Origin of the sequence: Pseudomonas sp. 102515, from assembly GCF_031085165.1 — a bacterium.
GTDB lineage: Bacteria > Pseudomonadota > Gammaproteobacteria > Pseudomonadales > Pseudomonadaceae > Chryseomonas.
This window is the reverse complement of record NZ_JAVHTY010000001.1, coordinates 606,069-625,102: the sequence shown is the minus strand read 5'-3', so window position 1 is coordinate 625,102 and position 19,034 is coordinate 606,069. Positions and strand designations below refer to the sequence as shown.

Annotated in this window: 17 protein-coding genes and 1 pseudogene; 6 read left to right on the top strand and 12 right to left on the bottom strand. The window is 65.5% G+C overall.

The features are described 5' to 3' along the window. Nucleotides 1-23: 23 nt before the first annotated feature. Both RCF34_RS02865 and RCF34_RS02860 read right to left on the bottom strand, forming a co-directional pair. Nucleotides 24-1,322, bottom strand: a complete 1,299-nt coding sequence (locus RCF34_RS02865; protein WP_308706812.1) for an MFS transporter — start codon at nucleotides 1,320-1,322, stop codon at nucleotides 24-26. A 32-nt stretch (nucleotides 1,323-1,354) separates the two neighbouring features. Continuing rightward, a complete protein-coding gene (locus RCF34_RS02860) occupies nucleotides 1,355-2,080 on the bottom strand; it encodes a GntR family transcriptional regulator (protein WP_308706811.1) in 726 nt (241 codons plus the stop codon). A 174-nt stretch (nucleotides 2,081-2,254) separates the two neighbouring features. Between RCF34_RS02860 and RCF34_RS02855 the strand changes: the two genes are divergently transcribed. Further along, nucleotides 2,255-2,959 (top strand): glutathione S-transferase family protein, encoded by a 705-nt coding sequence (locus RCF34_RS02855; protein ID WP_308706810.1) that lies wholly within the window; start codon nucleotides 2,255-2,257, stop codon nucleotides 2,957-2,959. 71 nt (nucleotides 2,960-3,030) lie between these two features. Here RCF34_RS02855 and RCF34_RS02850 read toward each other — a convergent pair whose 3' ends face one another. Further along, a complete protein-coding gene (locus RCF34_RS02850) occupies nucleotides 3,031-5,046 on the bottom strand; it encodes a U32 family peptidase (RefSeq protein ID WP_308706809.1) in 2,016 nt (671 codons plus the stop codon). A gap of 359 nt (nucleotides 5,047-5,405) precedes the next feature. Between RCF34_RS02850 and RCF34_RS02845 the strand changes: the two genes are divergently transcribed. Continuing rightward, on the top strand, nucleotides 5,406-6,779 hold the full coding sequence (locus tag RCF34_RS02845; RefSeq protein WP_308706808.1) for an MFS transporter: 1,374 nt from the start codon (nucleotides 5,406-5,408) through the stop codon (nucleotides 6,777-6,779). A 79-nt stretch (nucleotides 6,780-6,858) separates the two neighbouring features. On the opposite strand, the gene RCF34_RS02840 is transcribed toward RCF34_RS02845, so the two are convergent. Further along, on the bottom strand, nucleotides 6,859-7,758 hold the full coding sequence (locus RCF34_RS02840; RefSeq protein WP_308706807.1) for a LysR family transcriptional regulator: 900 nt from the start codon (nucleotides 7,756-7,758) through the stop codon (nucleotides 6,859-6,861). A 97-nt stretch (nucleotides 7,759-7,855) separates the two neighbouring features. Between RCF34_RS02840 and RCF34_RS02835 the strand changes: the two genes are divergently transcribed. Both RCF34_RS02835 and RCF34_RS02830 read left to right on the top strand, forming a co-directional pair. Continuing rightward, nucleotides 7,856-8,476 (top strand): RraA family protein, encoded by a 621-nt coding sequence (locus RCF34_RS02835; protein WP_308706806.1) that lies wholly within the window; start codon nucleotides 7,856-7,858, stop codon nucleotides 8,474-8,476. 15 nt (nucleotides 8,477-8,491) lie between these two features. Beyond that, nucleotides 8,492-9,361: an NAD(P)-binding domain-containing protein gene (locus tag RCF34_RS02830; protein WP_308706805.1), complete on the top strand. Its 870-nt coding sequence runs from the start codon at nucleotides 8,492-8,494 to the stop codon at nucleotides 9,359-9,361. A gap of 59 nt (nucleotides 9,362-9,420) precedes the next feature. Here RCF34_RS02830 and RCF34_RS02825 read toward each other — a convergent pair whose 3' ends face one another. After that, a complete protein-coding gene (locus tag RCF34_RS02825; RefSeq protein WP_308706804.1) occupies nucleotides 9,421-10,287 on the bottom strand; it encodes a LysR family transcriptional regulator in 867 nt (288 codons plus the stop codon). Nucleotides 10,288-10,302: 15 nt separating this feature from the next. Here RCF34_RS02825 and RCF34_RS02820 point away from each other — a divergent pair. Beyond that, nucleotides 10,303-10,884: pseudogene (locus tag RCF34_RS02820) on the top strand (putative inorganic carbon transporter subunit DabA); the annotation flags it as partial. 86 nt (nucleotides 10,885-10,970) lie between these two features. Here the strand turns inward: RCF34_RS02820 and RCF34_RS02815 are convergent. The 3 genes from RCF34_RS02815 to RCF34_RS02805 form a co-directional block, all read right to left on the bottom strand. Continuing rightward, nucleotides 10,971-11,387 carry an NUDIX domain-containing protein gene (locus RCF34_RS02815; RefSeq protein ID WP_308706803.1) on the bottom strand — a complete coding sequence of 139 codons (417 nt, stop codon included), beginning with the start codon at nucleotides 11,385-11,387 and terminating at the stop codon, nucleotides 10,971-10,973. 119 nt (nucleotides 11,388-11,506) lie between these two features. Next, nucleotides 11,507-11,776 (bottom strand): hypothetical protein, encoded by a 270-nt coding sequence (locus tag RCF34_RS02810; RefSeq protein WP_308706802.1) that lies wholly within the window; start codon nucleotides 11,774-11,776, stop codon nucleotides 11,507-11,509. A gap of 119 nt (nucleotides 11,777-11,895) precedes the next feature. After that, a complete protein-coding gene (locus RCF34_RS02805) occupies nucleotides 11,896-13,050 on the bottom strand; it encodes an epoxide hydrolase (RefSeq protein WP_308706801.1) in 1,155 nt (384 codons plus the stop codon). An 87-nt stretch (nucleotides 13,051-13,137) separates the two neighbouring features. Between RCF34_RS02805 and RCF34_RS02800 the strand changes: the two genes are divergently transcribed. Next, nucleotides 13,138-13,746 carry a TetR/AcrR family transcriptional regulator gene (locus RCF34_RS02800; protein ID WP_308706800.1) on the top strand — a complete coding sequence of 203 codons (609 nt, stop codon included), beginning with the start codon at nucleotides 13,138-13,140 and terminating at the stop codon, nucleotides 13,744-13,746. A gap of 104 nt (nucleotides 13,747-13,850) precedes the next feature. Here RCF34_RS02800 and RCF34_RS02795 read toward each other — a convergent pair whose 3' ends face one another. From RCF34_RS02795 to RCF34_RS02780, 4 genes are all read right to left on the bottom strand, one after another. Further along, the gene (locus tag RCF34_RS02795; protein WP_308706799.1) at nucleotides 13,851-14,645 is read right to left on the bottom strand and encodes an IclR family transcriptional regulator C-terminal domain-containing protein; all 795 of its coding nucleotides are present in this window, start codon (nucleotides 14,643-14,645) and stop codon (nucleotides 13,851-13,853) included. A 90-nt stretch (nucleotides 14,646-14,735) separates the two neighbouring features. Next, the gene (locus RCF34_RS02790) at nucleotides 14,736-16,271 is read right to left on the bottom strand and encodes an AMP-binding protein (protein WP_308706798.1); all 1,536 of its coding nucleotides are present in this window, start codon (nucleotides 16,269-16,271) and stop codon (nucleotides 14,736-14,738) included. Between the two features lie 3 nt (nucleotides 16,272-16,274). Continuing rightward, entirely contained in the window at nucleotides 16,275-17,978 is a 1,704-nt protein-coding gene (locus tag RCF34_RS02785) for an ABC transporter permease subunit (protein WP_308706797.1), read from the bottom strand. After that, nucleotides 17,975-19,027, bottom strand: coding sequence for an ABC transporter ATP-binding protein (locus tag RCF34_RS02780; RefSeq protein WP_308706796.1), 1,053 nt, complete (start codon nucleotides 19,025-19,027; stop codon nucleotides 17,975-17,977). Before RCF34_RS02780 ends, RCF34_RS02785 begins: the two co-directional genes overlap by 4 nt. Nucleotides 19,028-19,034: the final 7 nt, after the last annotated feature.

Below are 19,034 nucleotides of genomic sequence, written 5' to 3'. Positions count from 1 at the left end.
TGGCTGGAGATTGACCGGCCGCCTCAATGGCGTGCCGGTGAAGGGGCGTCCTGATGAGCGGGGCTCGGCGCCGAGTCCGCAGCCGACAGGCGCTGCAAATCCCGGCCACGGGTTTCCGGCAGGGCGAGGACGGCGATCAGGGCGATGCCGTAAGCGATCCCGGCATCGATGCCGATGGCCGAGCCCAGCGACATGGACGCGCTCATATGGCCCACCAGGACGGGAAAGACCGCCGAGAGCACCCGACCGAAGTTGTAGCAGAAACCCACGCCAGCGCCACGGATCTCGCTGGGATAGAGTTCATTGAACAGGGCACCCAGACTGGCCGGAATGCCGGCGGCGAAGAAGCCCAGCGGGAAGCCCAGGAACAGCATCTGGGTATTGGTCAGCGGCAGGCTGACATAGGCCTGTACCGTGAGCACGCAGCAGAAGGCGAAGAGGGCGACGTTGTAGCGGCGGCCGATGCGGTCGATCAGCACCGAGCTGGCGATGCAGCCGCACCAGAAGGCGAAGATGATCACCGCCAGGTAGCCGCCGGAACCCAACACCGACAGCTGGCGTTCGGTCTTGAGAAAGGTCGGCAGCCAGGTCATCACCGCATGGTAGCCACCGTGGGCACCCAGACCGAGCAGGCCGCCGAGCAGTGTGACGCGCAGGTACTGCGGCTTGAAGATGCCGAGCAGGGCGCTCCAGAAACCGGCGTCCGAGCGACTCTTGGCGGTGCGCTGGAAGGCCTCCGGCTCGGGAATCGAGCGGCGCACATAGAGGATCAGCAGCGCTGGCAGGAGGCCGAGGGCGAACATCACCCGCCAGGCGTAGTCCTGCGGCAAGAAGCTGTAGATCAGGGTAAATAGCAGCACCGCGCCGGCCCAGCCCACGGCCCAGGCACTCTGCACCGTCGCCATGACCTTGCCACGGTGTTCGGCGCGAATGGTTTCGGCCATGAGCACGGCGCCAGCCGCCCATTCGCCGCCGATGCCGAAGCCCTGCAACGCCTTGACCGCCAGTAGCGAGTAGTAGCCGTCGACGAAGGCCGACAGGGCGGTGAAGCAGGAGAACCAGAGGATGGTCCACTGCAGCACCCGTACCCGGCCGAAGCGATCCGACAGACTGCCGGCGAGCCAGCCGCCCACGGCGGTGGTGATCAGGGTTATCCCGGAGATCAGACCGGCATCGGCCTTGGTCATCGATAGGGCCACCAGCAGGGCTGGAATGGCCAGGCCGAACATCTGGACTTCCAGGGCATCCACCGCCCAGCCGCCGAAGCAGGCCCAGAAGGTCTTGCGCTCGCCGCGCGATACATCTTTGTACCAGTTGAACATGATGAGAGTGCCTCTTGTTATTGGAGTGGCAGCTAGCGGATTTCGGTGCGGTAACGGAAGGTCAGGGCATCGCCACGGGAGCGCCGCCATTCCAGCGGATGGCCGTCGTAGCCCAGCGCCAGGCGCTCGATCTGCACCAGCGGTTGGCCAGCGGGTAGTTGCAGCAGGCGCTCGCTGTCGGCCGCGCCTTGGGTGACGCTGAGCTGTTCTTCGGCGCGGGCCACGGCTTCACCGCAATGCTGTTCATAGAGGGGGTAGAGCAGGGGGCCGAAGGCATCGAGCGATACCTCGAGCAGGGCCCCGAAGCGCTTGGCATCCAGCCAGATGTGTTCTTCGAGCACCGCGTGTCCGGCGATCAGGCGCAAGCGGTGCAGGTAGACGACCGTGCTGTTCTCGGCCAGCTGGAGTGCCTTGGCCACGTCCGCCGGGGCCTGGCGCTGCTCCCGGAGCAGGATATGGCTGTCCGGCACGACGCGCTCGCCATTGGCATCTTCGAAGCGGAAGAAGCGAAACAGCGAGTGGTCGAATTGCGGCCGCCGAACGAAGGTGCCCCGGCCCTGGAAGCGTTCCAGAACGCCTTCGTCCACCAGTAGATCCAGCGCCTTGCGCACGGTGCCGGGCGACACCGCATAGCGCTCGCACAGGACGGCCTCGGTCGGAATGGCCTCGCCCGGTCGCCATTGTTGCCGAGCGATAGCGGTTGCCAGGTCATCACGTAGCTGCTGGTACAGCGGCAGGCGAGCGTCGACTGAGGTCATCTGGTCATCCATAGTTATAGTTATCTATATGATTTAGATGGTGGCGGAGAGGAAGGTAGTCGTCAAGTGTCTTGGGCGGTAAGCGAAGGGAGTCAGGAACCTTGGATGCTCTTGTCTTCCCTAACCGTTATCGTCAAAACCCCATCCGTGGCCTAACCAACGAGAGAACAACCCATGACCCTTCCGCTACGCCTGTACGAACTGACCGGTGCCGACGACAGCTGCCGCTTCAGCCCCTATTGCTGGCGCATACGGCTGGCGCTGGCGCACAAGGGGCTGCCGGTCGAGACCGTCGCCTGGCGCTTCCACGAAAAGGAGGCCATCGCCTTTTCCGGACAGGGCAAGGTGCCGGTGCTGGTGGATGGCGAACAGTGGGTGAGCGACAGCTGGGCCATCGCCGAGTACCTGGATCGCCAATACCCCGAGCTTCCGTCATTGCTGGGCGATGCCTCGCTGACGGCGGTGACACGCTTCGTCAATCAGTGGGTCGCCGACAGTGTCCATCCGGCACTGGCGCGGTTGATCCTGCCCGACGTCCATGCCGTGCTGGAGGATGCCGACCAGGACTATTTCAAACGGACCCGTGAAGCGGCATTCGGCGTGTCTCTGGATACCCTGGCCGCCCAGCGCGAGACCTCGCTGGAGAGATTTGGCGAGGTCCTGAAGCCCCTGCGCAGCACCCTGGTCGCGCAGGAGTACCTGGCCGGCGCGGCCCCGGCCTATGCCGATCACATCGTCTTCGGCGCCTTTCAGTGGGCGCGGATCGTCAGCACTCAGACGTTACTGGCCCAGGACGACCCCATCGCGGCCTGGTGCGAGCGGATGCTCGACGCCTACAACGGACTTGCGCGCCAGACACCCGCGGCAGCTGAGCGGTAGCAGGGTCGAGTCGGCGGATCACGGCTGCGCGACCCGCCGCAAGCCAGCCGCTGACGTCAGCCCGTCGGGACTCAGTGACTGTACCCGGTCGGCTTGTTGCGGATGGTCTTGAGCAGGTCTTCCGGGCTGATGCTGGCGAGCGCCTTGGCCGCAGCCTGGCTGCCCGGCAGCGGCAGGTCGAGGATGTGGCCCTTCATCTTGCCCACCACGTGCATCTCGCAGGGCTTGCAGTCGAACTTCAGGGTCAGCACTTCGTCACCGTGGACCAGCTGCATGGGCGCAACCTTGGTGCGTACGCCGGTGACGCCCTTGGCTTGCTTGGGGCAGAGATTGAAGGAGAAGCGCAGGCAGTGCTTGGTGATCATCACCGGCACCTCGCCAGGCTCTTCGTGGGCCTCGTAGGCGGCGTCGATCAGCTGCACGCCGTGGCGATGGTAGAAGTCGCGGGCCTTCTGGTTGTAGACGTTGTAGAGAAACGACAGGTGCGACTCGGGGTACACCGGCGGCGGACTGGTCTCGGCCTTGCGGCAGCCGCGCGGGTGGGCGGCGACGCGGGCGGCGGTCAATTGCTCGATGGCCTCGCGGCGCAGTGCCTTGAGGTGCGAATTCGGTACGAAAAAGGCCTGGGGGGCATCCAGGGTCACGTCCAGGGCGTGATACTCGGTGGTGCCCAGCTGGGTCAGCAGATCGCGCAGGCCATCCAGCGCCTGCTCCGGCTTGTTGGCCACGCCGAAGGGGCCGTCCAGCGCGACGGTGGCGCTGACGCCTTCCTCGCTGGTGGCGGTCAGCCGTAGTCGCTGCTCGCGCAGCTCGGCCTGCCAGCGCACGCCGATGCGGCGCTCGGCGCTGGTCTTGAGCAGGGCCTGCTGCCAGTTGTGGTCCAGATTGCGCGAGAGCGGATGATTCGGCCGCAGGCGAAACAGCCCCTCGGGCATCTCGTTGGGTTCGACGCGATAGCGATAGCGCTTCGCCCCGTCCTCTTCGAACTCACCTTTCAGTTCGGCGACGTTGGCGCGAAAGCCCACCACCTCGCGCTTGACCAGCACGTTGAGGCCGTCACCGTTGGACAGCGGCTCCTCGGTCACGGCGATGAAGTCGCGCTTGCCGACCTTTTCCACCTGGCCCACCGGCAGACCGGTAAAGGTCGGCGAGTCGAAGGCGCCGATGTCCACCTTGCGGTCGGTGACGAAGTAGTCGGTGCTGCCGCGGTGGAAGGTCTTGTCCGGATCGGGCACGAAGAAATGCACCGTGCGGCCGCTGGAGGCGCGCGCCAGGTCGGTGCGGTCCTCGAGGATCTCGTCGAGCAGCTGGCGGTAGTAGGCGGTGATGTTCTTCACGTAGCCTATGTCCTTGTAGCGTCCCTCGATCTTGAAGGAGCGCACGCCGGCCTCGACCAGGGCGCGCAGGTTGGCGCTCTGGTTGTTGTCCTTCATCGACAGCAGGTGCTTCTCGAAGGCCACCACCCGACCCTGGTCATCCTTCAGGGTGTAGGGCAGGCGGCAGGCCTGGGAGCAGTCGCCACGGTTGGCGCTGCGGCCGGTCTGGGCGTGGGAGATGTTGCACTGGCCGGAGAAGGCCACGCACAGGGCGCCATGGATGAAGAATTCGACGGCCGCATCGGTCTCGGCGGCGATGGCCGAGATCTCCTGCAGATTCAGCTCGCGCGCCAGCACCAGCTGGGAGAAACCGGCCTGATCGAGAAACCTGGCGCGCGCCAGGGTGCGGATGTCGGTCTGGGTGCTGGCATGCAACTCGATCGGCGGGATGTCCAGTTCCAGCACGCCCAGGTCCTGCACGATCAGCGCGTCGACGCCCGCGTCGTACAGCTGGTGGATCAGTTTGCGCGCTGGCTCCAGTTCGTCGTCATGTAGGATGGTGTTGAGGGTGGTGAACACCCGCGCATGGTAGCGACGGGCGAACTCCACCAGCTCGGCGATCTCGCTGACCTCGTTGCAGGCATTGTGCCGCGCCCCGAAGCTCGGCCCGCCAATGTAGATGGCATCGGCCCCATGCAGGATGGCCTCCCGCGCGATCCCGACATCGCGCGCAGGGCTGAGCAGTTCCAGATGGTGCTTGGGCAGGGACATGGCGGTTCTTCTCGATCAGGCGTGGCACGGCAAGGCGCGCATTGTAGCGGGCGAGGGGGAGGAGGGCACGCCTGGGGTGCTGGGTGGTTGGGGTCAGTCCATCCACCAGGGGCAGGATCCATAGGTCCGCCGGCTGACAGACAGTGATCCGTGTTTCCTTCTGTATCCCTGCCTGGATAGCGCAGCGATCGCCATCCGCGTGCCAGCTGCCGAGGGCTCAAGCATGGCCATCCCACCGAGTATGGGGATGGCGCATTCCAAAGGGGAATGAATGCCTGTGCCTCTTTATCGCTTTTTTCCATTAATGGGCCGTCGTAAAACCTCCGTCACCTTTAATAACCATAAAAATCGGAGGACTCATGACCGAATCCCTGGCTTCGAAGCCGGCACCGGCAGTAGCGGAACGGGCAGCGCTACAGACGCGGTCCTGGACCCGCTATCGCTGGGTGGTACTGGCGGTCATCGTGGTCGTGTACATGCTCGCTGCGGCCGATAGGGCCAATATCGGCATCGCCTTGCCCTATATCCAGAAGGAGTTCGGTGCGACCAATGCCGAGGTGGGCCTGCTGGTCAGCGCCTTCTTCCTGTTCTACTCGCTCGGTCAGATACCGGCAGGCTTTCTGCTGAGCAAGGTCAGCGTACGCGTGGTCGCTCCCGCGGCGATTGGCCTGACGTCACTCGTGACGCTGCTGATCGGCACCTCCCACAGTATCGGCATGCTCAAGCTCTATCGCTCGGCCCTGGGCGTGGCAGAGGCTGCTTTGCCCCTGTCGATGCTGAGCACCATCAACCGTTGGTTTCCGCCGCGGGAAAAGGGCACGGCTACCGGAGCGTTCCTATCCGCCGCGAAGATGGGCGCGGTGATCGCACCGCCATTGGGGGCAGCGCTGATTCTGCTCGATGGCTGGCGCACCATGTTCATCGCCTTCGCTCTGCCAGGCGTGCTGCTGGCCTTGCTCTGGTGGTGGCTCGTTCCCAACGACCCAAGGGCCTGCAAGCAGGTCAGTGACGCCGAAGCCGAACACATCGAAGACCAGACGACCGCGCACAGCGAGTCGGTCCGTAAGCACCGGGATTTCGGCAGGCTCGACCGCGCGCTGCGCTATGAACGCACCCCTCTCCTGGATACGTCCCGCTCCGTGTTCAGGTCCTGGAACATCTGGGGGTGTGGTCTGGGCTACCTGCTCATGACCGGTGTGGTGAACGTGCTCCTGGCCTGGCTCCCCAAGTACCTCGGTGAGGTGAAGCACTTCGAACTGATGCAGGTCGGCTTCGTGGCGTCCTTGCCCTTCGTTGGCGGGGTGCTTGGCAATATCGTCGGTGGCTGGCTATCGGATCGAATCCTGGACCGCCGTCGCAAACCGACCATGATGATCAGTGCGGTAGCGACCTGCGTGATGATGGTCGCTCTGGTCTACGCGCCCAATGGGCTGCTCGCGGTCAGTCTGTTGCTGTTCGGTACCGGCTTTCTGCTCAACATTGGCTACTCGTCGTTCTCGGTCTATTCGATGGGGCTGACGACCAGAACGACCTATCCGGTGGCTGCATCCGTGGTCAACAGCGCGGGCCAGGCGGGGGGCGCCATGGCGCCGCTGATCACCGGCTTCCTGCTGGATAGCTATAGCTGGACCGCGGTGTTCATTTTCCTGGGTGTCTGCTCCTTGGCCGCGCTGGCCTTCGTGCTGACCATTTCCGAACCGGCGACCGCGCCCGCTGAGGCCTCTGCTGCCTAGGGGGCGCAACCTTGGTTCACGATCACGGCCGCTTGCTGCGCTACCGTTCTGTAGCAGCAGGGCGGTCTGGCGCACCGGGCTAACGCTGCAGCTGTTTCGTGAAGTCGCAGAGGTGCGTCGCCAGCGTGGCGATCTCGGCGACGAAGGTCGAGGGGCGATCGTTGCGGTACATCGCCATGTAGGGAACCGGTGGCAGCTCGGGATCGGTCTCGACGATGACGAGCTTGCCGTCTTCCACCAGCGGGCGGAAACATTCGCGCGGCAGATAGGTGACGCCGAGACCCGCCGAGGCCAGGCCGAGCATGGCGGTGAGGCTGTCGGAGGAGAGGATCCTGGGCAGCTCTATGCCGCGTGCGTGCAGCCAGCGGTTCACGAACAGCCCCGATCCTGACTTCTTGCCCTGCATCAGCATGGGATATCTGGCCAGCTCGGCCAAACTCACCACGCCGGAATTCCGCACCAGTCCCGGCGCGGCCATCCAGGCATTCTCCACGGTCGCCAGGGGCACGCTGGTGACCTCGGGGGCGGTGAAGGTGTCCGGGATCACGATGAGGTCGACCAGGTCGTCCATCAGCCGCTCGTGCAGGTTGCGACTCATGTCGACTTCCGGCTCCACCGTAAGCCCCGGAAAGTCAGCGACCAGCCGCGTGACCAGGCGCGGTAACCAGGTCCAGGCGGTGAGTTCGGTAACGCCCAGCCGCAGGCGGCGCGTGGTGACGTGCTTGCCGTCCTTGAGCGAGGTGATGCGCTCGCTCAGATCGAGCATTTCTCGCGCGATGACCAGCAGCTCCTCGCCCTCGGCGGTGAAGCGGGCACCCCGCTGCGAGCGGTCGAACAACTGCAGGCCGGTGGAAGACTCCAGCTCCTGCACCCGTTTCGAAATGGCCGACTGGGTGGTGCTGAGGTGTTCCGCAGCCCTTTCGAACGTACCCAGCCGTTCGATCCAGTGCAGCGCCAGTAATTGCCGTAGCGTGACCATTGGCATTCCTTCAGGGCATGAGTGGTCATACCTTAATATCGCTTTTTCTATTTAGCCACCGGCCTATCCTCGACGTCATTCAACAAGAGGAGCCCCCATGAACGTCATCGCTTCCAGTCCGACCGCGCTGGTCGAAGCCTTCGCCCGCACCTCCACCTCGATCATCAGCGACTGTCTCGACCGGCTTCCAGGCGCTCGGCTGCGGCCCTTCCACCGGATCGAAGGCACCACGGCGGGCCTTGCGCTCACCGTGAAAGTACCCGCCGGCGACAATCGGGCGATCCACCAGGCGCTGGAGCTCCTCGTCCCTGGCCAGGTGCTGGTGGTCGATGGCGGCGGCGACCTGAGTCGCGCCCTGATGGGCGATATCATGGCGGCTATCGCGGAAAAGCGCGGTGCCGCAGGGGTCGTCGTCGATGGGGCGATCCGCGACCTGGCGACGATCAGCAAGGGTAGCTTTCCGGTCTTCGCGCGCGGGGGCTATCACCGTGGCCCCTACAAGAATGGCCCGGGCGAAATCAACGTGCCGGTGACCATCGGCGACATGATCGTGTCTCCGGGAGACCTCGTCGTGGGTGACCATGACGGCATCGTCGCCTTTCCCATCGCCCAGGCGGCGGAGCTGCTCGATCGGTGCCTGGCGACCGAGCGCAAGGAAGCGGAGATGCTCGCGCAGATTGCCGCTGGAACCTACCGGGGCGCCTACGCGGCCCACTGATCACGGAACACGCAAATGAAGCTAGCGATTATCGGCGCAGGCGAAGTAGGCCTTACCTATGCGCATCCCTGGGTGGCAGCGGGCCACGAGATCCTCCTGTGCGACCTCAAGCCCTCACCCCGAGCCCAGGCCTTTGCCAAGGAGCACAACCTGGCGCTCTTCACCTCGGTAGACGACGCGGTCGCCGAGTGCGACGTCGTCGTCTCCTGCGTTTTCGGCACCGTCTCGCTCCCGGTCGCCGAGCAGGCGCTCGCCCTTATGCAGGCGGGCGCGCTGTTCATCGACATGACCACCGCGGATCCGGAGCGGATCAGGCGAGCCGCGGCCATTGCGGCCGAGCGCTCGATCCCCTATGTGGACGTGGCCATCCTGGGGGCCATCGCGTTGACGCACGCGAAAACCAATCTGCTGGGTGCAGGCATCGGCGTTGAGCGCGCGGTCGCCCTGTTCGCCGAAGCCGGCGCACCGCTCACGCCCATCGAGGGAGGCGCCGCGGGCGATGCGGCGGCCCTGAAAATCCTGCGCAGCGTGTTCACCAAGGGACTGGAAGCCCTGACCATCGAGTGCTTCATGGCGGCCGAGAAGCAGGGCGTCACGGAAAAGCTCCACGATGCCCTGAGCGATATCGACCAGGGCTCGCTCAGAGACTTTCTCGGCGCCCTGATCAGGACGCATGTCGTCCATGCTCCGCGCCGTCTCAAGGAAGTGGAAGAGGCCGAGCGCCAACTGCGGGCAGCCGAGCTGCCGGTGGCGGTGCTGCCCGGGGTGAGGGAGGTATTCGCTCGGACATCCGCACAGCTGGCACGCGAGCCTGTCGACACGGCATCGCCGACCCTGGACCAGGCCTTCGACTGGCTGTTCAAGGCGAATGGCGTGGTGAGGTAGCGGGGCACTCCATGTGACGCCGAGTGAACGTCGGCGCTCGGCGATTCCATTACCCGGGGTTAAAGCGCCTCTGGCGCTAGGACGGCAGCCGGCACCGCCGGCTGCCCCAGCAATTCCTCCAGAATACTCAACCTGAACTGCCGTTGCAGGATCACCGCATAGAAGCGCTCGGCGATTTCCGGTACCTCGGCGTAGAGCTGCAGCGCGCCAGTGCGCACTTCGTCCTGCACCACCACGGCGGGCAGCAGGGCCATGTCGCCGGAGTCACGGGCGAGCAGGCGCAGCAGGGCCATGTCGTCGACCTCGGCGCAGATGCGCGGCGTCAGTCCCTGGCCGCTGCGATAGACCTCGAACTGGCTGCGCACGTCGCTGCTGCGCCCGGGCACGATCAGCCGGGCCTGTTGCAGGTCCCGGTGGAGGTCGAAGGGACGGCTGTCCTGGCGCGGTGGACCGATCAGGCACACCGGCCGGCGATTGAGCAGGCGGCATTGCCAGGTGCGCTGGCTGTCGGCGCTCACCGCCTGGTTGGTCAGCACCACGTCCAGCTTGTGCAGGGCCAGGCGCTCCAGCAATTCGTCCACGCTGCCGGATTCGAGGGTCAGCACCAGGTCTTCACGACCGAGGAAGGGGCGCAGCAGGTTCTCCTGGAAGTTGCGCGAGAGGGTCGCCACGGAGCCGATGCGCAGTGCCTGGTTCGCTTCCTGGGTGTTCTGCAGGGTGTCCTGCAACTCGCTGCCCAGGGCGAAGATGGTCTCGGCGTAGTCCAGCACCAGCTGTGCGGCTTCGGTCAGCCGCAGGCTGCGTCCGGAGCGGAGGAACAGGGGATGGCCGAGCTGATCCTCCAGCACCCGGATCTGGGTGGAGAGGGCGGGCTGGGAGACATGCAGCGCCTCGGCGGCGCGGGTGAGATTGCCTTCCTTGGCCACGGCTCAGAAGTAGCGGCCAAGTTGCTCGGACGGCTGCGCCGCTGCGCCCGCGACTGGGCGCAGACCCGGCCGGAATGGGGGCTGGCCGGCAATGCCGCCTTCATCGCCGCGCCGCGCGCGCGGACTCGCGCGGTGGACCTGCAGGACCGCGCCTTCCTGCATGACTACGACTGGCGGCAGGATGCGGGGGGCAAGGTGCTGGAGCAGATCATGACCGCGCCCATGGTGGTGGCGCACTGGATCAACCTGCAGTACTTCACCTCGACCACCGACAACCTGCGCTTCGGCAGCGGCAACAAGCTGCTGCACAACGTGGTGGGCGGTCATATCGCCGTATTCGAAGGCAACGGTGGCGACCTGCGCATCGGTCTGGCGGGCCAGTCGCTGCACGACGGCCAGCAGTGGATGCATCGCCCGATCCGCCTGCATGTGGTGATCGAGGCGCCGCGCGCCATGATCGATCAGGTGATCGCGGCGCATGCCGTGGTGCGTGATCTGGTGCGCAATGGCTGGCTGCACCTGCTGCGTCTGGATGGCCTGCCGGCCCGTCTGGAACTGCGCACGGTCGGGGGGTGGCAGCCTCTGTCCACGGGCTGACGCTGGCCGGCGCCAGGCCGCCCGAGGCTTCAGGCGGCCTGGCATGGCAAAGCTGAAATCCGTGACCAAGGGGTCGAGGCCGCTTGCTAAGGGGGCAGCAGCTGCCGCCCGAGCAGTGGAAGGATCACGTCGCGTGTCAGGGGCGCCAGCGGCAGATCGCCGGGTTCGCCTACGGCTACCCACACCGCCTCTGCTATTTCGGCGGCAGGCACCGGCTGGTCTCCCGCGCGCATGGCTACCTGATACAGCGCGCAATCGACCCTGAAACCGGGTTCGTTGGCGGCCGGCGCCCGATGATTGCCGAGAAAGGCCGCGGCATCCGGCCTGATGACCAGGCCAAGCTCTTCCGCCAATTCGCGGATCAAGGCTTCCAAAGGTTGCTCCCCAGGATCCACCTTGCCGCCCGGTTGCATGAAGGCGGTGGTGCCCCGCTTGCGCACCAGCAGCACCTGCTGGCGTTCGTTCAGGAGGATGGCGGCGGCGATGTGGAGGGTAGGGGGCAAGGCAAGCGTCCTGGCTGGTGTGGGCGGATCACCCTGCAGTGAAGCGAGCGAAAAGGCAACCGTCGGCGGTCCTGGCTAGTCTGGTCATGAGGGCGTGTGGTGGCGGTCGAAGATCGATTTCATAGATCGGTGTGCAGCGCATAGCCATTGAACCCGGGAGCGAACAGCAGGGCGCCCCAGAGTAAGAGGTCCGTCTGCAGGAATTCGCGCTTTATCCAAGCGAACTTGATGCCGCATTGCAGGGAGAGGGAGGGATCGATCAGCCACCCCAGAAGGACGGCTGCCAAGCCCACTAGCATGGCGATAGCGCCGATACTCTTCAGGACGTGCTTCACCTCGGTAACCCTCTGCCCGAAAACGGCATTCAGTGAGTGATCGCCGGGGGTCAAGGGTATCGATCGATAAAGAGCCGCGTGTAAAACTTCCTGAACGCTTGTAAACACGTGTTAAAGCGCGGCTCGGGGCCTTTGAGCGACGCTGCTACGGCACAGTCCTGGAGCGGACGCCCTCAGCGCATCGCCCGAAAGGCTTCCCGCAGGTGACCGACGAATTCTTGCGGATTTTCCATCGCCGCGAAGTGCCCACCCTGATCGGCTTCCGCGAAGAACCGCAGATCGGCGAAGCGCCGCTCGGCCCAGCGGCGCGACAGCCGCAGCTGCTCACCGGGAAACATGCTGATGCCGGCGGGCAGGGGCAGCGGCGCGGTAGGCATGCCGTTCGCTATCTCGCGCATCGCCTCCCAGTAGAAGCGCGCCGAACTGGCGCCGGCATTGGGCAGCCAGTAGAGCATGATGTCATCGAGCAGATGATCCAGCGCCAGGACGCGCTCGGGTTCGCCCGCGCTGTCCGAGACGTCCTGGAACAGCGCGTAGATCCAGGCTGCAAGGCCTACGGGCGAATCGGCCAGGGCGAAGGCCACCGATTGCGGGCGGGTCGTCTGCACCTTCATGTAGCCCGAGTACTGGCGTTCATAGCGTGCGGCGTCGGCGAGCATCTTCTGCTCGGCCGGCGTGGCCTCGGCCACCTCCTGCGCCGTGGGCTGGAACATCACTATGTTCAGGTGCACACCGGCCAGGCCCGCCGGGCGCATGTGCGCCAAGGCGGTGGTCACCGCGGCGCCCCAGTCACCGCCCTGGGCCAGCCAGTGATCGCCGTAGCCGAGTCGGCGCATGAGTTCGATCCAGGCCAGGGCGGTGCGGCCCACCCCCCAGCCGGGTTCGCCGGGCTGGTCCGAGAAGCCGAAGCCGGGCAGCGCGGGTATGACCAGGTGAAAGGCGTCGGTGGCGTCACCGCCATGGGCGACCGGGTCGGTGAGCGGCCCTATCACCTCGCGAAACTCCAGCACCGAGCCCGGCCAGCCATGGGTGAGCAGCAGGGGTGTAGCCGCCGGCTCGGGAGAGCGCACATGCAGGAAGTGGATGCCGAGGCCGTCGATTTCGGTGCGGCTACTGCCCCAGCCGTTCAGCAGGGTCTCGGCTGCCCGCCAGTCGTAGCCACCGCCCCAGCGCTCCACCAGGGCCTTCAGGCGCGTCAGTTGCGGTCCCTGGCTCCCATCGTGGACGGTCTCGCGGTCGGGCCAGCGTGTAAGCCTGAGTCTTGCCGTCAGCTCGTCGAGCTGGGCTTGAGGCACGTGGATAGGAAAGGACTGGATGAGATCGGTCATGGAGAGCCTCGCAGGGAAGGGCGCAGTCGCATAACTGAACGTTATCGTTCAGTTTACAGGCTCTGTCAATCCGCCTAAGGTTCGCCCATGAACGAGATGACCAAACCACGCGGCGGGCGACCTCGGCGTGAAGAGGCCGGCGATGTCGATCGTCGGCTGCTGGACGCTGCCTTCGAACTCTTCCTTGCCCAGGGCTTTGCCGCGACCTCCTGCGAGGCGGTGGCGCGACAGGCCGGAGCGGGCAAGGCCAGCCTCTATGCGCGCTTCGCCAACAAGGACCAGCTCTTCGAGGCGGTGATCCGCCGCCATTCGGGAACACTGCCGCAGATCGAGCCCTTGCCCTCCGGCCTGCCGCTCGCGGAACGCCTGCGGCTGGCCGGTCAGGACATGCTGGAGCACGCCTCGCGGCCGAAGACCCTGGCGATGATGCGACTGGTGATCGCCACGGCCGATCGCTTTCCGGCCGTGGCGGCCGAGGCGACCCGGATCGGCTGGGAGGCAGGTCGCCTGCGGGTGCGGCAGGCGATCGAGGCGGGCCCGGATCGGCCGGACGACGTCGAGCGCCTGCTCGAGGCGTTCATCGATCTGGTCTTCGCGCCGCATCAGTTGCGGGCGCTGCTGGGCGACGATCCCGAGGGACTGCAGGCGCTGGCGGCGGAGCGGATCGAGCGGGCGATTTGCCTGTTGCTGGACTGAGGGTACTCGGCGAGCTGGAGCGCTCGATGAGCATGAGATTGCCTTGAAGACCGGCGTCAGGCGAGATCCTGATTGGGAGCCTGCTTGCCCGCAGCGATCCTTCGCTAGCCCTTGCGTTTGGCCGATATCGCCGCCGCCGTGGAAATGAGCAGGTCCGCCATCCGCTTTTCGTCGCGCTCGGCATTCCAGCGTGCGCGGGTCACCGCGACGTTGACGGCGCCTATTGCGCGGCCCGCTGCATCGACGATCGCTGCCGCGGTCGAGGTGTCACCATAGAAGAACTGGTCCTCGACGTGGGCGTAGCGCCGCTGGCGAGCCTGCCGGATGTTTTCCCAGACCTTGTCGCGATCGGTGACCGTCGCCGGGGTATAGGCGATCAGCTCGCTGCGATCGAGGATGTCGTCGACCTCGTCATCCGCATAGGTGGAAAGAATCGCCAGTCCGGGTGCGGTACACCAGGCGGGAAGTCGACTGCCGACGATGACGTTGGCGTTGAAGACGTGGCGGCTGACGATACGCACGACGTAGACGATGTCGGTCCCGTCCATGACGGTCAGGTTGGTGGCTTCTTCCGTCTCGCTGCCGAGTTGCTGCAGATAGGGCGCGGCGCGATTGACCAATTCGCTGGACGACAGGTAGTGGAAGGTGAAATCGAGCAGTCTGGGTGACAGCTCGTATTTCTTGTCGGCGCCCTTCGTGAGGTAGCCAAGGGTACTGAGCGTATGGGTAAAGCGCTGGGCGGCGCTGATGTCCATATCGGCGAGCCCGGCGATTTCCGAGAGCGAAAGATGGCGTTTGCTGCCATCGAACGCGGTCAGGACCTTCATCGCCTTCTCGACGGATTGCACGTAAAGCGAAGAGGCGGTGGGGTCCTTGCGCGGACGTCGCGGATCACTCATGGAGAGACTCCTGCTTGGGGGGCGCGAATTATCGGGTCGCCGGCGCTATTTTTCTATCGCAGTTCGATAAAGCTAGTCCTGGATACTTTCTCAGCACTTCCAGGCGTCTGCTGTCGAGCGGCTCAGCAGATGCTTTCTGATGCGCTCGCTGGGTGTCAGGTCGAAGGCGTCGACCGCCTGATAGAAGGTCGGTCGCTGATAGGAAGCGAGCTTGTCTGCGGACCAGGCCGCGAGAGCGGCGAAGTCGAGCGCGGTGTCAGGCTTGGCCTGCACGTACAAGAGGATTTCCTGTTCGCCGATGGCGGAGGCGACACCGATCGCCGCGCTGGCATGGACGGCCGGATGGCTATTGAAAATTCGCTCCACTTCCCAGGCCGAGACGTTCTCGCCACGAACGCGCATGCTGTCGGTTTTCCGGCCCACGAAGAACAGCTCACCGTCGGCGTTGCGCCTGGCCAGGTCGCCGGTGAACAGGCGTCCCTCGCGAAGGGTGGCGGCGGTCGCCGCGGGATTGTCGAGATAGCCTGGCAGAAAGGCGCCTTCCACCGCACTCGACAGCACGATTTCTCCCAGTTCACCGTCGGCCACCGCTTGCCCGTGCTGATCCAGGAGTTCGACGGTCAGCCAGGGCAGGGGGCGTCCCACCGAGCCCGGCGTTCCCCGTTCGTTCAGCGTGGCGAAGCTCGAGCACTCAGTCATGCCATAGCACTCGCGCAGGGCACAGCCAAAGCGCGCTTCGGTGTCAGCCCAGCGATTCAGGCCAACGCCTGCGCCCCATAGAACGCGCAGCGGATGGCGATCAGGCCAGGCCGCTGGCGGCTGCTGCATCAGGATGTCGATGATGCCTCCCAGGTAGTGCAGCTGGGTGGCCTGGGCAGCGGCGCACTGATCCCAGAAGCGACTGGCCGAGAAGCGCGGCACGATGTGCAATTCGCAGGGGGTAAGCAGGGGCGCCATCAGCATCTGGGCGCCGCCGATATGGCACATTGGCTCCCAGATCAGCAGATGGTCGTCCGGCTGGACGTCGGCTACCCGGATGACCGACTCGCCAGCGATACGCATCATGCGATGGGTAAAGATCACGCCCTTGGGATGGCCGGTCGTGCCGGACGTATAGATGATGCATAGCGAGTGGTCGAAGGCCACCTGCTCTGGACGAAGCTCGGCAGCGGGCGCGGCTTCGGCCTCGCGAACGAGGTCCGCAAGGGTCACTAGGGGTAGGCGGTGGGCAGCTCCCGCCTGCAGCAGCGGTTGCAGCGCGGGCTCGCTGATCACCAGGTCGGGCTGGGCATGTTCGAAGGGGTAGTCGAGTCCCGGGCCCCGCAGCTTGGTGTTGATCGGGATCCAGGTGATGCCGCTCAGCGTCATGGCATAGATCAGGGCGACCTGATCGGCGCTGTTACCGAGGAACGTCGCGATCCGACTGCCCACCCCCAGTCCACGCGCCGCCAGGGTGCTCTGCAAACCGGCGACCCGGGCGCGAAGCGAGTCGCGCTCCAGCGCTTGCTCACCGAAGACGATGCGCATCCGGCTGGAGCTGTCGGTCAGGCGTTCATGGAGGAGCGGGATGACGTCCAGGCGATCCTGGGGGGATCGCGCGGGAAAGAAATCGGTATGGGGATGCATGGATCAGCGTCCTTGAAGTTTCGCGGTAGCACGCGACGACACCCAGCGGGCGAGGAGCGCGAAGGCGACGATGAAGGCGACCAGGGTGGTCGAGACTGCCGCCAGGGTGGGGGAGAGCGCCAGCTGGATGCTGTCCCACATCTGCTTGGGCAGGGTCGTGTTGATGCCGCCACTGACGAAGATGGCGATGGTCAGGTCATCGAAGGAGGTGATGAAGGCCAGCAGGAAGGCGGATACCAGGCTGCTCGACATCAGCGGGAGGGTGACGGTCCGCAGGCGCGTCAGCGAAGAGGCCCCGAGAATTCGCGCGGCATCGTCCAGGCGCCAGTCGTACTGCTTGAAGGCAGCGCTGAGGGTGACCACCACATAGGGCAGGGCCAGCACGGTATGCCCGATGACCAGGCCCAGGTCGCGACCGGCCAGGCCGATGCGCGAGAACAGATAGAGCAGGCCGAGGGCGATGACGATGCGCGGCACGATCAGGGGCGAGATGAACAGCGCGAACAGCAGCTTGTTCCAGCGTGACGGCAGGCGGGTGAGGGCCAGCGTCGCACCGAAGCCGAGGATCACCGCGAGCAGTGCCGTGAGCACCCCGACGCTCAGCGAGCGCCAGAGCGCCGCCTGCCAGACCGGTGAGAAGAAGAACTCGGCGAACCATTTCAGACTGAACAGCTTGGGTGGAAAGGCGATATAGGGCGCGCTGGTGAAGGCCAGGGGAATCACCACCAGGACCGGCAGGATCAGCAGGGCCACCAGCAGCACGCTGTAGCCGGTGAGGAGGAGGCTATCTCCCTGGCCGTACCGCCGCGGCAACAGGCCCGACAGGGCATGACCAAGGCCGATCAGCAGGCGTTGGGACACCCCGGCGCGGCGATTCTTCGGCGCCTCGCCGCTGAGCGAAGACAATCCGGCCACGCGATCAAACAGCCAGAACACCAGCAGCGAGCAGACCAGCAGCACCACGGACAGGGCCCCGGCGAAATGCAGGTCGAAGAGGTCGAGCACGGACGAGATGACCAGCTGCGCCACCATCATTTCGCGGGGCGAACCGAGCAGGGCCGGCACAATGAAGAAGCCGAGACTGGTGATGAAGACCAGCAGGCTTGCCGCGGCGACGCCGGGCCCGGACAGGGGCAGGAAGACACTGAAGAAACTCATGGTCCGGCTGGCGCCCAGGGTCTCCGCGGCGGGCATCAGGCGCTTGTCGATGGTTCTCATGATCGGCAGCAGGGTGATCACCGCCAGGGGCAGCATGGCGTGGACCATGCCGATCAGGGTGCCGGACAGCGCCGGCACCAGTCCCGAAGGATCGTCGACGACCTTGGCGGCAAGCGTCGTCAGCAGACCCTTGCGACTGAGCAGCAGCATCCAGGCGTAGGTCTTCACCAGATAGCTGGTCCAGAACGGCAGCATGATCCACAGCAGCCAACGCTCCCGCCCATGAGGCGACAGGCGACACAGCAGATAGGCGATGGGGTAGGCGAGCAGGACCGCGAGCACCGCGGCCAGGGCGGAAATCCAGAAGGTGATCCAGAGCACCCGGGCATAGATGGGCGTCGAGGCGATCCGTTCGAAATTGGCCAGGGTCAGTTCGCCAGCGTTGCCCTGAACGCTGCCCACCAGCATCTCGGCGACCGGGAGTAGAAAGAACGCACCCAGGAACAGCAGGGCCGGCAGCGCGGGCAGCAGACCTCGACGCAGGCTCATGGGCGGACCTCCGCCGGCAGCAGCGCGGCCTGCCGCGGGTCCCAGGTGATGCCCACCGCATCACCCGGTCTGACGGTCAGTTGCCGCGGGCACCTGACGTTGAATGCCTTGCCCGAGGGCAGTCTGACCTGGGCGCGCAGATCGCTGCCCAGGAAGACGCACGCGTCCACCAGACCCTGCAGCAGTCCCTCCCCGGGCGCCGTCAGTCGCGCGGCTTCCGGGCGAACCAGGAGCAGACCTTCGCTGCCATCGCACCCCTGATGAGCGTCGAGGTCCAGGGTGGCGTTTTCGACCTGCAGCCGGCGATCGGCGGTGAAGCGGCCCTCCAGCAGATTGGAGTGGCCGATGAAGCCAGCGGCGAAGCGGCTGACCGGTCTGTCGTAGAGGTCCTCGGGCGTCCCCAGCTGTTCGATGCGGGCCTGGTTCATCAGGCAGATTCGATCGGACAGCGTGAGCGCCTCTTCCTGGTCATGGGTGACATAGATGAAGGTGGCGCCCAGCTCGCGATGCAGGTGGCGGATCTCCAGCTGCATGTGCTCGCGTAGATTCTTGTCCAGCGCGCCCAGGGGTTCGTCCAGCAGGATCACCGAGGGGCGGTAGACGAAGCAGCGCGCGAGGGCGATGCGTTGCTGCTGGCCGCCAGAGAGTTCCTGTGGGTAACGGCGCGCGAAGTCGCGCATCCGCACCATGTCGAGGGCGTCGTCGACCGCCTTCGCGATATCGACCTTGCTCCGCTTGCGCATGCGCAAGCCGTAGGCGACGTTGTCCCACACGCTCAGGTGCGGAAACAGCGCATAGCTCTGGAACACCAGGCCGATCCCCCGCTCGCCCGGCGGCGTGCGGGTGGCGTCCTGGCCATCGATGAGCAGGGTACCCATCGAGGGCTGGACCAGTCCCGAGATCATCTGCAGGAGCGTGGTCTTGCCCGAGCCGGAAGGGCCGAGCAGGGTCAGGAATTCGCCGTCCTGCACGGTCAGGTCGGTGGGCTGCAGCGCAACGGCGTTCCCATAGGTTTTGCCAAGGCCGACGGTTGCTAGTTTTATGGCCATCTCCAGC

Excerpts from the sequence above, each read along its gene's own strand:
- RCF34_RS02865 (WP_308706812.1), bottom strand. The coding sequence starts at position 1,322 with ATGTTCAACTGGTACAAAGATGTATCGCGCGGCGAGCGCAAGACCTTC.
- RCF34_RS02860 (WP_308706811.1), bottom strand. The coding sequence starts at position 2,080 with ATGACCTCAGTCGACGCTCGCCTGCCGCTGTACCAGCAGCTACGTGAT.
- RCF34_RS02855 (WP_308706810.1), top strand. The coding sequence starts at position 2,255 with ATGACCCTTCCGCTACGCCTGTACGAACTGACCGGTGCCGACGACAGC.
- RCF34_RS02850 (WP_308706809.1), bottom strand. The coding sequence starts at position 5,046 with ATGTCCCTGCCCAAGCACCATCTGGAACTGCTCAGCCCTGCGCGCGAT.
- RCF34_RS02845 (WP_308706808.1), top strand. The coding sequence starts at position 5,406 with ATGACCGAATCCCTGGCTTCGAAGCCGGCACCGGCAGTAGCGGAACGG.
- RCF34_RS02840 (WP_308706807.1), bottom strand. The coding sequence starts at position 7,758 with ATGGTCACGCTACGGCAATTACTGGCGCTGCACTGGATCGAACGGCTG.
- RCF34_RS02835 (WP_308706806.1), top strand. The coding sequence starts at position 7,856 with ATGAACGTCATCGCTTCCAGTCCGACCGCGCTGGTCGAAGCCTTCGCC.
- RCF34_RS02830 (WP_308706805.1), top strand. The coding sequence starts at position 8,492 with ATGAAGCTAGCGATTATCGGCGCAGGCGAAGTAGGCCTTACCTATGCG.
- RCF34_RS02805 (WP_308706801.1), bottom strand. The coding sequence starts at position 13,050 with ATGACCGATCTCATCCAGTCCTTTCCTATCCACGTGCCTCAAGCCCAG.
- RCF34_RS02800 (WP_308706800.1), top strand. The coding sequence starts at position 13,138 with ATGAACGAGATGACCAAACCACGCGGCGGGCGACCTCGGCGTGAAGAG.
- RCF34_RS02795 (WP_308706799.1), bottom strand. The coding sequence starts at position 14,645 with ATGAGTGATCCGCGACGTCCGCGCAAGGACCCCACCGCCTCTTCGCTT.
- RCF34_RS02790 (WP_308706798.1), bottom strand. The coding sequence starts at position 16,271 with ATGCATCCCCATACCGATTTCTTTCCCGCGCGATCCCCCCAGGATCGC.
- RCF34_RS02785 (WP_308706797.1), bottom strand. The coding sequence starts at position 17,978 with ATGAGCCTGCGTCGAGGTCTGCTGCCCGCGCTGCCGGCCCTGCTGTTC.
- RCF34_RS02780 (WP_308706796.1), bottom strand. The coding sequence starts at position 19,027 with ATGGCCATAAAACTAGCAACCGTCGGCCTTGGCAAAACCTATGGGAAC.